12 protein-coding genes are annotated in these 14903 nt (G+C 33.9%); 2 read left to right on the top strand and 10 right to left on the bottom strand.

All coding sequences use genetic code 11. The features are described from left to right. Positions 1-25: 25 nt before the first annotated feature. From GXM17_RS08240 to GXM17_RS08225, 4 genes are all read right to left on the bottom strand, one after another. Entirely contained in the window at positions 26-688 is a 663-nt protein-coding gene (locus GXM17_RS08240) for a hypothetical protein (RefSeq protein WP_163398821.1), read from the bottom strand. Then, positions 689-1081, bottom strand: coding sequence for a hypothetical protein (locus GXM17_RS08235; RefSeq protein WP_163398820.1), 393 nt, complete (start codon positions 1079-1081; stop codon positions 689-691). Positions 1082-1632: 551 nt separating this feature from the next. Continuing rightward, on the bottom strand, positions 1633-2313 hold the full coding sequence (locus GXM17_RS08230; protein WP_163398819.1) for a DUF1266 domain-containing protein: 681 nt from the start codon (positions 2311-2313) through the stop codon (positions 1633-1635). Positions 2314-2319: 6 nt separating this feature from the next. Further along, on the bottom strand, positions 2320-4887 hold the full coding sequence (locus tag GXM17_RS08225; RefSeq protein WP_163398818.1) for a tetratricopeptide repeat protein: 2568 nt from the start codon (positions 4885-4887) through the stop codon (positions 2320-2322). A 288-nt stretch (positions 4888-5175) separates the two neighbouring features. On the opposite strand from GXM17_RS08225, the gene GXM17_RS08220 reads away from it, so the two are divergent. Both GXM17_RS08220 and GXM17_RS08215 read left to right on the top strand, forming a co-directional pair. Then, on the top strand, positions 5176-5544 hold the full coding sequence (locus tag GXM17_RS08220) for a hypothetical protein (protein ID WP_163398817.1): 369 nt from the start codon (positions 5176-5178) through the stop codon (positions 5542-5544). 88 nt (positions 5545-5632) lie between these two features. Next, entirely contained in the window at positions 5633-6418 is a 786-nt protein-coding gene (locus GXM17_RS08215) for a hypothetical protein (protein WP_163398816.1), read from the top strand. A 336-nt stretch (positions 6419-6754) separates the two neighbouring features. Here GXM17_RS08215 and GXM17_RS08210 read toward each other — a convergent pair whose 3' ends face one another. The 6 genes from GXM17_RS08210 to GXM17_RS08185 all read right to left on the bottom strand — a co-directional run bounded on the left by GXM17_RS08210 (position 6755) and on the right by GXM17_RS08185 (position 14760). Next, the gene (locus GXM17_RS08210; protein ID WP_163398815.1) at positions 6755-8014 is read right to left on the bottom strand and encodes a hypothetical protein; all 1260 of its coding nucleotides are present in this window, start codon (positions 8012-8014) and stop codon (positions 6755-6757) included. 32 nt (positions 8015-8046) lie between these two features. Then, entirely contained in the window at positions 8047-8625 is a 579-nt protein-coding gene (locus GXM17_RS08205; RefSeq protein WP_163398814.1) for a hypothetical protein, read from the bottom strand. 6 nt (positions 8626-8631) lie between these two features. Next, positions 8632-9816: a hypothetical protein gene (locus GXM17_RS08200; protein WP_163398813.1), complete on the bottom strand. Its 1185-nt coding sequence runs from the start codon at positions 9814-9816 to the stop codon at positions 8632-8634. A 98-nt stretch (positions 9817-9914) separates the two neighbouring features. Next, entirely contained in the window at positions 9915-11072 is a 1158-nt protein-coding gene (locus GXM17_RS08195; protein WP_163398812.1) for a hypothetical protein, read from the bottom strand. Position 11073: 1 nt separating this feature from the next. Further along, positions 11074-12993 carry a hypothetical protein gene (locus GXM17_RS08190; protein WP_163398811.1) on the bottom strand — a complete coding sequence of 640 codons (1920 nt, stop codon included), beginning with the start codon at positions 12991-12993 and terminating at the stop codon, positions 11074-11076. 72 nt (positions 12994-13065) lie between these two features. Next, positions 13066-14760 (bottom strand): leucine-rich repeat domain-containing protein, encoded by a 1695-nt coding sequence (locus tag GXM17_RS08185; RefSeq protein ID WP_163398810.1) that lies wholly within the window; start codon positions 14758-14760, stop codon positions 13066-13068. Positions 14761-14903 lie beyond the last annotated feature (143 nt).

Genomic DNA, 14903 nt, shown 5'->3' with positions numbered 1-14903 from the left:
TCTACCAAATTGAAAAAAAAAATAATTACAAAACACTCTCGATCTCTCTTTTGATCCTTTCCTTTTCTTTGTGAGGGAACTTGTATCCAGAACTTGTTTTGATATGAAGCTCTTTATTGTTTAAAACAATTGAATCAGCTTCGGCTATTGAAATTTTAATATTTTCTATACTTTCAACGACTGCTTTTTTTCCTAATTCATCTTCAGTTAGTGATTCAAAAATTGAGGGTAAAAATTTAATCGTTTCCAAAATAAGCTTTCGGTTTTCTTCCGGATAATTTTCTGTGTCTAAATTTAAATTGATTTTAGACGCAGTACTCTTTTCTAAATCTTCTTCCACTTTTTTAGCGGTACGCTTTAATTCTAAACTACTTACTACAGAATCAGGTTCAAGCACTCTTAGTGTTTCATCAGCGTCCATGAAAGTTACCGCTGCCACCTGAGATTCGGGAATCAGTGTAATTTCAGATTTTGGATTAGAATCAGGAATTCCCATCACCATCAATAGTTTTTCCTGTCTGGTTCTGTCATAACCTATTATACAGCCCCGAATTATATTTCCCGTATGTAATACCAACTCAATCTTAGGTAAACTGTACGCATCCTCTGCCCGATCCGCAAAATCAGCAAGTTTTATAAACCAGCCTGAAAATTCTATAAAAAGATTCTTTTTATACGACTCAATCATTTACAGCTGCTTTTCTACGTAATCAGCAATTTGCGAATCTGTTTGTGAACTAAAAGAGGCCTGAACAAGCTGATGCGTCAAATACAAAGTATTGTCTTTTAATTCCATGTTCACCTCATCATTATTTTCTGTATTAGTCAAATGAATCGTCGTCAATTTTTCTTTTAAAGCTTCTTTACCCATATCATCAGCACATATTTTTTTAACGAAAGATTCCAAATCGTCAAAAACAATATCCAATCTTTCAAGCGGATATTGATTAAAAGCTGTAAAGGTATTCCAGTCAATATCAACTTTGATATCATAACCTGCTTTCTCTTTTAATTTTGCTTCAAATTCAGGTAATTTTTCAACTTTAATAGCTTCTGCTAAACGTTTTTCTGCTAATCCCATGATTTACATTTTTATTATTAATTATAAAATTTTATAACACAAATCTAATCCTGAGATTTTTATGAACAGTCACTATAAATAATGATTTTATAATTTTAGAAGATCATCTGACGGTTTTTTTTTAAAATAAATTAGTTAAAACAAGAAATGTTTAAATCTTGTTTTAAAACAAATGTATAATCGCTATAAAAGCTTTGATTATTACCGAACTAAATATTCCGAAAAACAAAAAATAGACAGGCAGCACAATTACCATGGCTCCATCTCCTGAATAAGGCCGACCATAGTTTTCACACAAATAAATTACCAAATACCAGAAAATAAAAAAACTGAGGGAGGCTAAAAACCAATGCAGAATAAAGTGCCAATAGACTTCTGAAAAAAAGGATAAAACAAAATTTATCGCAAGGCAGACTGCAAACATACCAATACCTGACCTGATGATTATTGCTTCTGAAAATTTAAAAATCAATGCTATTAAAATCATTAAAATACAGCAAAACAGCGTTTGATAGTGAACATAAAAATCAGAGGTAAAAGTCAACAAGACATTATTCAAAATCATTCCAGTTTATATTTAGCCAGGGCGAATTACGATTAGTCAGTAAATAAGTAATATTTTTTTTTGCCCGTTTCATAACTGTCTCATTATAGTTGTCTAATTTCCAGTATTGCGATCCTACTAAGTAAGATAGCCCGAAACTTTCCCATGATGTAAAATGTTGCCTGATGTATTTGCCGTTTTCTTCCAGGAGGCTCCATGCTTCTTCTTCTGTTATAAAATCATTGTAAAAAGCGTGTCGTATTATCCAGGCACAGCGTCCATAATGCCAGCCAAGATCACTATTGTCAAGGTCATACTGATAATTTCTGACCATGTCGATACGATTTCTTAGATCAATATCCTTATTACCCAATAATTGTGATTTATTGAATTCAGGTTCAGTTAAAAATTCCCAATTATTTTGCACTAAGTAGAATGTTTTCTTAGTATGCAGATATTGTATCGTATCACTTAAATCGGCCAGGTCTTTGGTTTCCCAGTCCCGTAAAAGGCATTGCCGGCTTTCTTTCAGTAATTCCGGAGTGCTGTAAATATGATGAGGCAGCAACGTATCATGAAATTCACGGTTCATTTCTGCAAGTATTGCCGATGTGGCTATAAGCCATAATTGTGATTTACTTAGATTTGTTGGATTTTCGAATTTATGATAGGTTGTAATTGTACTCATTATACATTATTTTAAATTTCCGGAGAGATTGAAAGTATTTATAAAATCCTGCGAATTATCTATTAATTCTTTGCATTCTTCAGGAAACATCCATCCGAATTCAATACACATTTGGTGATACTTCAAGGCTTCTGTCTGATTTCCTTCTTCTGAATAGAAATTAGCAAAATGATGTGTAAGCCAGATGTGACCTGCTTGTGGCACTTTAATAAAATCAAGGTAAATATTTCCAAAAGATATCAAATATGATTTCAAATTGTTTTCGAGGCACGCCTGAAAATTTACAAGTAGATTATTTGCCAGCCAATCTATTGGCGGATCGCTCATTTTCTGATAACATTTGATACAGTTCATTGCCCATTGCATTTTTTTCTCCTCATTACCCTGAACACCGTATGCATAAGAAATATAAAAACAGGACAAGCGTACAGAAGGATCATCCTGCTGTTTCTGAAGTACTTCAAGTGTAGGCATTTCAAGTAACTGAATAAGCTTTTCGTATTGCTGTAATCCATGTAAACATTCTGGTAATAATTGAAACTTGCACTTTTCCAAAAGCGGCCAGCTATACTCTTTTACATTTTCCAAAATACACTGGAGATACTCTACTCCTTTTTCATAATTTCCGATTTTATAACATAAATTTGCCGCCCAATACATCGATCTTGATCCATTATCGTTTACCCAGAAACTATCCGGTTTTGGATAATGATCGTATAATTCGAGCATATCATTTACATAAGCTACACTATGATGCTTATCTTCAATTCTGTCCAAATGATAAGATAAGCTAGTTGTAAAATAAAAGAAATATTTTGGATCAAATTGGTTATCCCTGCAAAGGCTCAACAACCATTTTGCACCGTTATGAGCGTTTCTGTACTGCTGCAGTGAATAAGTACAATCACAGTATATTTCGTTTGCGATTACATGATATTTATTATAGAACAAATAGATTTTTATGTATTCTAAAGCTTCAGAATATATTCCAAGCATGGATGTTACCCTTGCCAGATTAAAGTAATAATCCACATTAGCAGGATTAATTTCTTTGGCTTTTAATAAATATTCATAAGCCTTTTCGTGTTCACCTTCAGCATAATAATACATTCCAATATGGTAATGGGCTTCAGAATCTTCAGGAAATTCTTTGTAGTAATCAAAAATAAAATCTTTTTCAACTTTATAATCTGACCAGTTGGGCAGGTCTTTTAAATAAAATTCTCTTATATTTTTGATTATTGACATATCTTCAGCAAGCCATAATGCTTTTTTAAGTTCTTCCCTATTCTTTTCTCCGGTTACTAAATAATTTTCAGAATGTCGTGATAAATACAATAATGCAGCAATGTCCAAATCTTTTTTTGGTGCTTCTTCTTCAAAAATAGCAACCTCAGCAAACATTCCCTTTTCAATAAGCATACTAATCATAGAAATGTAATACTGTTTGTCATTATCCTTCGAGTCATGCTCTCTGATACAAAAATCAATGTATGCCCGGCTTGCAATCGCAGCGGATGTTACATATTGCATGTTTAGCGGATTTATTTTTTTCAGGTTTTCAAAAATAATCATTGCTGCTCTGACGACTCCTAATCTCATAAAACATCCCCCTAACAGAAACAGACATTTTTCATGATGCGGAATTATTTTTACTATGGAAATGATTTCTTCCCTGAGCTGTTCCGGTTCATAAAAGTGCGAAAAGAACTTGACCTTCATATATAGAAGTTCTTCATTTTCAGGAAAATAAGTCATCGCATAACCCAGTGTATTCTGAAAAAGACTGTTTACATTTTCATTTTTTTCTACAAAAACAGCTTTATACAAAATATTAAGTTCGCGCTGCCAGACTAACAGGGGTTTTACTTCAGGCGGGATACCTTCACGCAACTCAGTAAAAGCACGCTGAAGATTATTAGCCCGATAATAATTACCGGAATTTAGTAATCGTCCATATAAATTATCCAGCTGATCCGAAGAAAAATTACCTGTGTTTAGTTCATCTGCATGTAAATCGAAGCTTATGTTTCCGTAACGCAATAAATTATTAACAAAACTGTATTCTGCCCAAAAATCATTACTTTCCTCTTCTTTTATATTGGTAAAGAATTTTTCAAAAGGCAAAGTATCAACAATGAGTTTCAAGACTTCTGACTTAAGGAAAGGTTTTTCTTTTAAAAAATCAACAACCGGTTTTAAATATTTTTCGAGTTTTTCCGGATTATTTTTTTTCAAGGCTTCTAACGTCGATTTCCATAATAATTTATTAAAGCGTAGCGCAGGATTATCATACAGAAACGTAAAATGCCGGATTAGCTTTTCAGGGGTATCAAAAGCGTTGTCACTATTTAAATTATTAACCAGTTCACTGTATTCTTCGGTTATTACACTTTCATCTTTGATAATGTTATTTTCTGTTTTCAGAATAAGCCTTTGCGAACAATGGATGTAATTAAAAATGATTTCGATGTCAATCTCAAAATCTAAATCAGAGATTTTTTTTATCAAAGCATTTTTAATTTCCAATGGGGTTGAAAATGTAGAAACCCCTAAAAGCTGATGGTCGGTCATGGTAGATTTTATTTTTATTCTTTTTAGAAGTTGTAATAGTTATATCTTCAAAAAGTTCATAATTTGATTTATAAAAACGAAATCATCGTAAAATGTAAAACGTTTTTTTATAACAAATCAGACAAATATAAATTATGGCTGTTTTGCCTGAGTCACTATTTATAATGATATTTTGGCTTTGCAGGTAAAACATACAATTAGATTTAGCAGTATACCGGAAAGAAGCTGTAATTTTGAAAAGCAATTTATATGATCTGAAAGTCCGGCATAAATTAAAAATAAACACAAATGAGTTGGGATGTTGTATTATTTAGTTCATCACAAAAAATAAACTCGATTGAAGAGGTTGATGAAAGCATGTTTATAGAAACTGATTTCTGCGAAGTCTTAAATACTCATTTTGGACTGGCAAAAGAGGATTCCATCGAAAACAATAGGAAAGACTATTCTATAGATTATTACACTGATGAAGAACCGGTCAGTAATAAAATGATAAGCCTCTATGGAGAAAATGCTTTGTACGAATTAGTAATCGTTGCTAAAAAGCATGGCTGGCAGATTTTTGACACTTCACTGAATGCCATGATTGACATAGAAAATCCGGCAAAGAATGGCTATGAAAATTTTCAGTCGTATTTGAATAAAATTCGGGAGTAAGGAATCAGTTCTTTTATGGTTGCAGTAAAGCCGGGCTTTTCACTCATTTTATTTATAACTCATAACTTATAATTCATAACTAAAAGAAATGGTTTTAGGGGTTTACTGGTATTTTGATTTTCCGTATGAACTCTATTCGTATGATTTTTTCACTTATCGTAAAGGGCTCGGCGGACATGCAGATGCCCCTGCACAATTGGAGGCAATTATAGAAACGGATGATCCGGACGGAATTACAGAAGCGCTCCGACAGCTTGTAAATAAGCATTCGGATGCTTTTATTTATATCTATAAGTCAGGAAAATATCTGCAAATTGGTACAGGCGGCTATAACATGCACGATTATGAATTTGACATAGCCCTGAAAGCTGAAGATATTCTAAAAGACAAAAAGGCTAAGAAATCAACACATAACTTACCTAAAGATGGCGAACTGATTCGATTTTTTAACGAAAAAGACAAGGTAGTATGGCCAGACAAAAAATATTTTAGCATGGTTGGTTCTTCACTTATGAAACAAAATGCAGAGACTTCCTGCATTCGCTTTGATTGTAATATTGAGGATAATAAAAAGGATAATTTTTTGAATGAAATCCTAACTGTTACCGATGCAGCCAATATTCATGTAGTGTTTTACAAAGAAAAAAAATGCGGTGACCGATACAATCTGATGCTGTTTTTTACGAATGGACGACAGGGAATCGGATTAAAACCGAAACAAAAAGTAGATATTCCTGCATTCGAAGACAGTATGGATTTACTCATTCAAAAGTATAGTGTTCAAACTGGGTTTATTGGTGGCTTTGATGAAAATTATCCGACAGGAAATCCAATTGTATTAAAAATTGTGGATGCTGAATTTATAATTAGGTAATCATAGAATGTTAGATTTCTCTGAAATAGCCGAATTATTTTTTTATTTCTCAATTATATTTGATTCTTTCTTGCTTAATAAGTGTGTTCTGCAATTATAAGTTTAAAGTCTTCGGAAGTCTTTAATGGTATAAAGGCATTCTTTTTCAACAACTCTTTCAGCAACTTATTCATGGGTGTCGCCAATTCCTAGATAATCCTGATAAAGATGGTGGACAAATATAATCATGGTTCATTTTTTTGTAATCATTATTTATAATGAAATTGACTTTGTGTATTTTGAACTATTTTTTTATGAAGTTGATCAAACTAAATTGTATTCCATCAAAACAATCACTTAACAATCATAATATTCCTGCTCAAAGGTTAATTCCTTATTTGTCAGCTGCATAATTTTTTGTGCAAGACCGTCAAAAAAACGACACTCTTCTGAAAATATTTCATAATGATTCACATCTTGTTCCAAAATAATTATCAGAGAGCTGCCTCCCCTGCCTCTTGCCGGCAATGTATTTTGTATGCTGAATGCTTTTATTTCTTTTTTGGAGTAAACCTGTGAAAAATTACCACATGTAAATCCAATCTTATCATTTACATCATCCCGCCATATAATTGTTTTGTCTTTAAATTGATCAGCAATTTGGGGTGGGCGTCTTTTTATTTTTTCATTCTTTTTATAATCATTAGGCATACTAACGTTTCCATCTATTAGTAAAAAAGAACTCACTGACAACCGGTTTTCGTAGGCAGCATCAATAAGCAGTTCCGGGTATGACCTGCGGTTTTGTATAGTAAAGGAAGTATATCCGCCGTTGTACATGTGAGCGGAATCATAGGTATAACAAATAGAGATACTCATGCTGTCAGCATCGAAATAAATATTTTTCTGATCGGGACGTTCGTAACCCGCTTTGTTTGCATCTGATCCAAGATCACGGATTAATGTTTCTTTGAGTTCATTATAACTTTTATCAGTGCCTTTTTGATCAAAACAATCGGTATGAAATTCAAGCACAGGTGCATCCATCCGAACTTTATCAAAGTAGGATGCAACATCAGAAAGTTTAATATTCCCGATACGAATGGGATATTTGTATTTGAGCAGTGTTTGTCCATATGGAGAAGTCGCCCGATATACAGCATCATTTTCTTCTAAAGTAGCAAAGGTTACATCCCAGGAAATAAATTGAGGTTCAGGTGATAAAATTTCAAAACCCAGATGATAATCTTCATGCTTTGCCTGAAGTATTTCGTAAGTAGGTTCGTAGGTACGTCTCCAGATTTTTTTTTTTGCAGGATCCTGTTTATAAATTGTTTCAAAAAACAAGGCATCATCAAACAAAAAACGTTTGGAAAGTTCTCTATATACTGATTCAAAACCCGTACTCGTTGTCGGTATCGTATGCTGATGATGATCGAATATGAACAGAAATGATTCCTTATTTGCATTTACAATTACGTACACATACTGGATTTGATCAATTGTCACTTCGCTATTGTAAAAATAAGAATTTCCTTCACAGCGTATTTTGTTATCAGCAATTGATACGCTCCCATTTGTATTTTCAGCCGGGAACGAATATTTTTTATTGGGCATATTTATATTTTTGTTTAATTCAGATAATCAATTTATTGCTTGTCAGCACGAATATCAATCCATTGTTTTAGATTTGCTGCAATCTGTTGTTTTATATCACTATACTGTAATACTGTTATCCGTTTCTGCTGTTTGTATCTTCTTAATTCCTTCAGTTGTCTTGTTATTTTTTCAAAATTCATTAAATCAATCAGCATAAAGTTCTTTTCGTAATAATCTACAATTGTTTGCAATGCCTGTTGTATTTTATTTGATGCTAATAATGCCTCCGTTTTTAGAATAACTGTATAAGGCAAATTTTTATTATTCCAGTTGTCAATATGTGCAATATAGGAATCTATTGAAGCGGTGAAAATAGAATAACAATTCATTTCAAGGAGTTTCAAAACAGCATGGATTCTTTCGGAGAAAATCTCTGATGAAACGTTTTTTCGAATTTGATTTCTTAGACGCTGTCCTTTAGTAAATCCAACACCAAAACCAATCAGCCATTCCTCTTCTAGTTTTTCATACTCAAAAGTTTGTGTTAGTTCCCACAAATTAATATCAGTATCTAAACCAATTTTTAATCCTTCTATTTCGCCTAATATTATTGGAGCGTACTGACCCATAAACTTTTAGAGTGCTTTTTTATTGTTTTTATAATCTTCCATCTCTTTATAATAGTACTCGGAATCATCATAAACGTCACCACGTGCGATGACCAGATAATCTTCAGATATATTGAAACATGTTGAAAAATCTACATCCATAAGGCGCCTGCAAACATTTACATAGACTTGCCTGACGTGGTTATTCCAGTATTCAAACGTTTCTCTTTTATATTCTTTGAAATCGTAGGAACGGTAATAAAACAGATAAATATACTGCATCTGTTCATCGTACAAATCAATTGTATTCCCGTCATACAAGTACCGCAGATTTGTATTGTACCACTGGTACGATTTTAAAGTTTCATAAGAATCTTTATGATCTGTGGTAACGCCAATAGCAAGCTCCGGAGGAAAAGCTTCGGGCATGGCATATTCCAGCATCAGACAATAAACCTCCTCTTCAATTTGTACATGCTTCAGTATTTGTTCGGATATTCGTTCAACCAGAAAATCTTCTATTCTCTTAAAGGTGCTTTTAATTGTCTGATTGGACTCTGGCCGCTTAAATAAAATTTCGGGTCTTTCTCCTGGAACACCTGAATCCTTTCCATACTCTTTTATAACCTCAATATTGCCAAAAGTGTCATATTCGAAGCTAACATCGCTGGTGTATGAAAAAAAAGTATGCTGTTGCCGATAACCCGTAACGCGGCCATCTTCAATTTTATATTTCTTAGAAAGAACTTTAGAATATTGGCATTTCAGATACAAATCCGGTAATCCATTTTCAAAAAATGTGTAACAGATAATACCATGATGATAAGGATGTTTAGTATGAATATACCGTTGCATACTTTTGTGGCAATTCTCTTCATACCAGAAAATAGTTTCATAACAATTGTTGTTTTCATCGTAACGAATGCGATGCACTATCCGATTGGTTTCAGAATCAATGGTAAAAGTATACAGCTTCTCTGATTCCGGATTAATCTGATCGGTGTCCTGAACAAATAATGCGTTACGTTCGTCTTCTGTAATGAACTCGTTTCTTATCAATGCTTCAAAAGGTTCAATTTCAAACAACGGATGCCTTGCCCTGCGGGTAATGAGGTTTTCTTTTTGAAATACAGCTTTTTTCATGTTGTCAAAAACAGCATGAAAATTTTCGTATTCCTCCTGAAGCTGTTTAATTCGTTTCTTTTTATTCATTAAAACCGTTTATGTAATTAAAAACGAAACATGGGTTGATTCAATATTGCTCCTCTAATTTCAAATTTTCGATTAGAACTGAGTTTTCCATTGATGAATTATTTATACTCCAGGATATTTTTATAGAAATCTTCTTCGTTACATTGTTCAAAATCACGAGCCATTACCAAAAAGTTTTCTGTTTTTATAAATGATTTTGAAAAATCAAAATGCATCAGTCGCCTGCAGACCCTCAAATAAGTACCAAACACCTGTTTTTCCCATTTCTCACAGGCTTCCTCATCCTGCCAGATTTTTTCTCCGTGAGAATTTGCTGCCAGATATTCACTTTGAATCCCTAGTGGATAAAAATCAATATTTACAGCATTGGGTTCGTCATTCTCAGAAAAATATTTCATGTCGGGCGCATTGTAGAGTTCATATAATTCCTTATCCTCAAAATTGCCGTCTATTTCTGAAGTTATTCCGAAAGCAATTGTTGGAGGAAAAGGTCCCTGCATGGTGTATTCAAACAATATACAATAAACAGGTTCTTCAATTTTTACTTTTTCAAGAATCTGATCTGCTATGTTTTCTACTAAAAAATTTTCAATTTGTTCTAAAGTACTTTCAATGTCTTCAGGCAGTCTGGCATCATCAAATAATAAACGTGACCTTCCGTCTGAAGCTGTTTCTGTAATTTTTATCAGTTTTCCCTCAGTATCATAAGTTAGTTCACCTATACAATAATGTGCATAATCAGGCCATTCTAACTTATAGCTTTTAATAAACTCTCCGTCGCAGGTATAGGTTTTGAGTGAAATACCATATTCTGTACATTCAATAAACTGGTGCGGTAACCCGTTTTTAAGATAAAGACAACTCAGATTGGTCGCTTTTAGGGTTTGTTTATACTGATACACCGAAAAACTTTTATGATAATCCTCATGATATTCATAAATGGTATTATAACAGACATCTTCTCCGTAAAATTGTTTTTTTCTGTAAGCTCTCCTGTTGCTTATATTAATTTTATATTCAAACAAATCATCTGTTTCAGGATTAAAGTCTCCCTCAGATTCGATTGTCAGTTTGGCATCAGCCGGTATTACATTATTGGCAAGCTGGGCAAAATAAGGCTGTATTTCATGGAGATTGTATTTTGACTGAATCGTAACGAGTTCTTCATCCGATAGCAGAATGCTTTCTTTCTCGGCAAATTTCTCTGTTATTGTTTCAAACTCTCGCTTAATTATGGAGTATAGTGTGTCGTACATATTATTGAATATCTAATTTTGGTCTGTTTCTGATTTCTTCTTTTCGTGTTTCCCAGTAAACAATTACTTCTTCATCTGACATTTTACTCAGTTTTTGCCATTTTATTTGAGGATCGTAGTAATAATCCTCACTCATTTCAGTCATAAATTGCAGGTTTTCAATCAAAAATGCTTTTAAAAGTTTATAATCAGAATGTTCAATTTCTTCTAAAAAAAATTCGCATTCCTGACTCACGCACAATTCATGCAAAATCAGGCTTTTTGTAAACTCTGAAATAGCTTTTTGTTCGTTGTCTTCATAAAGGGCTATGCGTGCAAGCAGCAAATAAGGATAACTCAAAAAACCTCCTGACTCCTCTTCTACTTCGTTGGCAACGCTTTTCAGTTCGTTTAATGCTGGTTTATCAATGTTTCCCTCATAGTTAAAACAATATTCCAGAAACCCGGCATAATGCAGGTTCAGGGACGAATTGGATTTTACTTTCTCAATATGCTCTTCATAAAATAATTTTGCCTGACTTACTGCAGCATCTGCCATTGCCTTACGATTGTTTTCAATATGGATTTCAGCCAGCTGTTTGTACACATTTGCGATATAATGCACTTCCATCACACGATCATCAGAGCTTTTCAATAACCGGTCATACAGCGAAATTGTTTTTTCTAAAAAATCGATACGTTTCTTTTGTAAGCCTGTTTTGTGGAAAAATTTGGCACACTCATATAAATCGGTCATTGTTACGTCTGCAGGCTCATAATTTAATGCCTTTACAGCCCAATAGAAAGCGACAGTTTCAGGAAAAACGTTTTGAATATTTTTCCATTCCAGAAATTCTTTCAGATTTTGGTACGCCAGTGCAATCTTGTAGGCAATTACTTCTCCTCTTTCTTTTTCAAGCTTTTGAATTTCACTACTAAAAGCCTGTTGTTCCTTTTGCTGGTATTCAATTATTCTTTTATTCTCATTAAAAGGAAAATAAATCAGTTCTAAAAAGGAAGACCACGCAGCATTCTCCGGATCATAATCTATTGCCTTTTTGATTTCCAGAACTGCATTTTGCCAGTATAACAAAGCATTCTCATCATCTGCCGTTATCATCCAGCGATAAGAAAGCGAAACCAGTCTGTGAATTTCGGTTTTTTCCTCAGGATGAGAAATTAAGTAATTTTCAAATGCTTCTAACATTTCTTTTAATAACTCAAAAATAGTTTCGGATTTATTTTTGCATGCCGTTTCCAGTAAAATATGCAAAGCGAAACTGCGGTGCTGCCATTTTTTTTGACCCAGTAAAAGTTCCATCTTTTCAACCATTGGCAGTAAATATTCAATCCCTGCTTCTGTCAGTTTTCCGCAGGCATAGTCATAATTCATATCCCAGAATAGACATTCATACCCATTAAGAGCAAGGTCTTCTTTTTCAACATCAGATGTAAAACGTGTTTTTGTGTGTTCAAAGAGCTGGTCTAAACGATCAATGTCGTATTTGTCGGCATTCTTTTTTACTTCTTCATGAAAGAAAGAAACAGGATAAGGCTGTTCTAATATATAATTTGTCACAGATGTATGGCGCAGGTACTGCATCCAGTTTTCATCAGTAACCATTTGGGCATAGGGCTCAGAGATGTAATAGTATTTAAAATAAACATAATCTTCTGATTCTCTCTGATGCAGTCGAAGGGCATCTATACGGTACTGCAGTTCTTCAAAACCACAAAACTCGAAATAGGAATCGGAGTCGTGGGGCATTTGTGTGTTCTCAATAAGTATAAATGGATAATATTCTATTGGAATTTCATACAAAAAAGCAGCTTTTTGTATTTCTTCAGACAGTGAAGCAAGATATTCTGTTGTATCTTCTTTGTGCTGTGATATTGCTACAATCCATGTTTCTTTCGGCTGTTTTATTTGTACAATGTGCATGTTTTATAATAAAATAAAAAAATTATTGGCTGTGCTTTTCAAATCAAATCCAGATATTATGGTTAACTAAAATTAATAGGGGCTTGGTATTTTATGGTAATCAAACAGGTGCTGGTATTCAGAGTGAACTTCCTTTTCCATGCCCATGCAGTCTATGAATAATTTTTGCATCCCAATCATTGATTCAGGCAGGGAAGTAATAAGTGTTGAAGTCATGCTTAAACGTTCCAGGTGTATCAATTTATTAATATCATCCGGCAGCGTCCTGATTTTATTGGCTCCAATTCCTAAAACTTTTAAATTCGTAAGTTCTAAAACAGGTAATGGGAATTCGGTTAATTTATTTGCAAATAAATCCAAAGCTTCTAATTCTTTGAGTTCTGCTATTTTAGGAGAAACTTTCTGGATTTTACAGCCAGTCATCGACAGCGATTGAAGTTTGGTCAGTTTTGAAATTTCGTCCGGGACTTCGGTTATTGATGTGGTCATTTCTAAATGAGTGAGATTTTTTAACCGCTCTGTTTCCGGAATCCATTGCGTGCAGCCTGGATCATAAATTTTTAAGGATGTGACTGCATCCAGATCTAACAATGCATTTTGTAAAGCCAATGGCAGCGTATTAAAATGTTCCTCTGTCATGTCGGATGGAATGTCGGATGAAGGATTAGCTGTTGTAGCCGGACGTACAACAAAAACACCGCCGCCCAAACGGTTTGATCCGCAATTCTGAGCTGATTCCATAAATACCAGTGAATTTTTGGTGCGGAAATTTACAGGCAGCTGAAAAGTACGAAGACCTAAATTATAAGTTGGACCGTACTTAGGTACCTCCAGTATTTTTATTCTAAATGTTTCTCTTTTTGTCTTAAAACGAACGTAGGTTGTGCCAGCATTTTCACCCGGGACATACACCGGAATCCCCCCTACTTTCATAATTCCCTGCCACCCTGAAGAATAAGTGTTTATATATTTTTTGATGCGAAACTCATGATTAAAGCCCGTTCGCCAATGTACAAACGGATTTGTATCGCTGGTTTCCAGAGCAATCATTCCGATTGAAGGTTCGGATTGCGGAAATGTTTCTCTTTTCGAAATGTCTGGAACATAATAATCCTGAAAATTATTGGTTTTCTTATCATCCTGAAATTGGCGTACCATTCGGCTGTCCCTCACTCCCGAAAGCAGAATCTCTATTTTGCCCTGACGTTTAAAAACAACGCCGGCTTCATGAATCTGATCGCCCAATATCCGCAGATTGATAAATTCTACATAATCAGATGAGGTGTATAATTGTATAAAAAGTTTTTCAAAATCCCTTTGTTTAAGAGCGAAATCTGAGTTGTGTATCTGATCGTAAGGAAGTTCATCTGTCTTGCCGGTTTCTAATATAGGTATGTAAGAAGAAGGACCATAAAGGCATCCGCTTCTGCCGGAAAATGATAAAGCTGTTTCGAAAGCAAGAAGATTGTTCCCGTTTTCATCCAGTAACGAATAAGTCCTGCCTTGTGAATTACTGTCCTCTTTTGAAATACTAAAGTCTCCGGTTTTGTCAACACCCGAATACACCAGATATTGTTTCAAAGAAGGAATATAAAAATAACGGGGATAATATATGCGGCCACGAAGTACTGTCGCCAGTTCATACTTTTTAGATTTACTTAGAATGGTATTTCTAAACAGGTATTTGTATTTGGATCCATTATAGTTTTGTGCCAAAAGAAAATATCCTGACAACAGGACAGGAATTACAATATACCAATTTATCATTTTACTCATTTTTAATTTTTATCGTCAATGCCTTATCACTTGCTTTCTATTGTTCATAAACCCCCAGAATACAAAAATATTTCCTGACGATTCTTTATTATTTTTTAACCCGTTGGATGAAATTATTTTTTCCCAATTCTATC

Source organism: Flavobacterium fluviatile (assembly GCF_010645065.1).
GTDB lineage: Bacteria > Bacteroidota > Bacteroidia > Flavobacteriales > Flavobacteriaceae > Flavobacterium > Flavobacterium fluviatile.
The sequence above is the reverse complement of the archived record's forward strand: the minus strand, read 5'-3'. Positions and strand labels throughout refer to the sequence as shown.

What these genes read in the sequence shown, in the direction of transcription:
- GXM17_RS08185 (WP_163398810.1), bottom strand. Translation starts at nt 14,760, where the DNA reads ATGATAAATTGGTATATTGTAATTCCTGTCCTGTTGTCAGGATATTTT.
- GXM17_RS08190 (WP_163398811.1), bottom strand. Translation starts at nt 12,993, where the DNA reads ATGCACATTGTACAAATAAAACAGCCGAAAGAAACATGGATTGTAGCA.
- GXM17_RS08230 (WP_163398819.1), bottom strand. Translation starts at nt 2,313, where the DNA reads ATGAGTACAATTACAACCTATCATAAATTCGAAAATCCAACAAATCTA.
- GXM17_RS08195 (WP_163398812.1), bottom strand. Translation starts at nt 11,072, where the DNA reads ATGTACGACACACTATACTCCATAATTAAGCGAGAGTTTGAAACAATA.
- GXM17_RS08215 (WP_163398816.1), top strand. Translation starts at nt 5,633, where the DNA reads ATGGTTTTAGGGGTTTACTGGTATTTTGATTTTCCGTATGAACTCTAT.
- GXM17_RS08240 (WP_163398821.1), bottom strand. Translation starts at nt 688, where the DNA reads ATGATTGAGTCGTATAAAAAGAATCTTTTTATAGAATTTTCAGGCTGG.
- GXM17_RS08220 (WP_163398817.1), top strand. Translation starts at nt 5,176, where the DNA reads ATGAGTTGGGATGTTGTATTATTTAGTTCATCACAAAAAATAAACTCG.
- GXM17_RS08225 (WP_163398818.1), bottom strand. Translation starts at nt 4,887, where the DNA reads ATGACCGACCATCAGCTTTTAGGGGTTTCTACATTTTCAACCCCATTG.
- GXM17_RS08210 (WP_163398815.1), bottom strand. Translation starts at nt 8,014, where the DNA reads ATGCCCAATAAAAAATATTCGTTCCCGGCTGAAAATACAAATGGGAGC.
- GXM17_RS08205 (WP_163398814.1), bottom strand. Translation starts at nt 8,625, where the DNA reads ATGGGTCAGTACGCTCCAATAATATTAGGCGAAATAGAAGGATTAAAA.
- GXM17_RS08235 (WP_163398820.1), bottom strand. Translation starts at nt 1,081, where the DNA reads ATGGGATTAGCAGAAAAACGTTTAGCAGAAGCTATTAAAGTTGAAAAA.
- GXM17_RS08200 (WP_163398813.1), bottom strand. Translation starts at nt 9,816, where the DNA reads ATGAATAAAAAGAAACGAATTAAACAGCTTCAGGAGGAATACGAAAAT.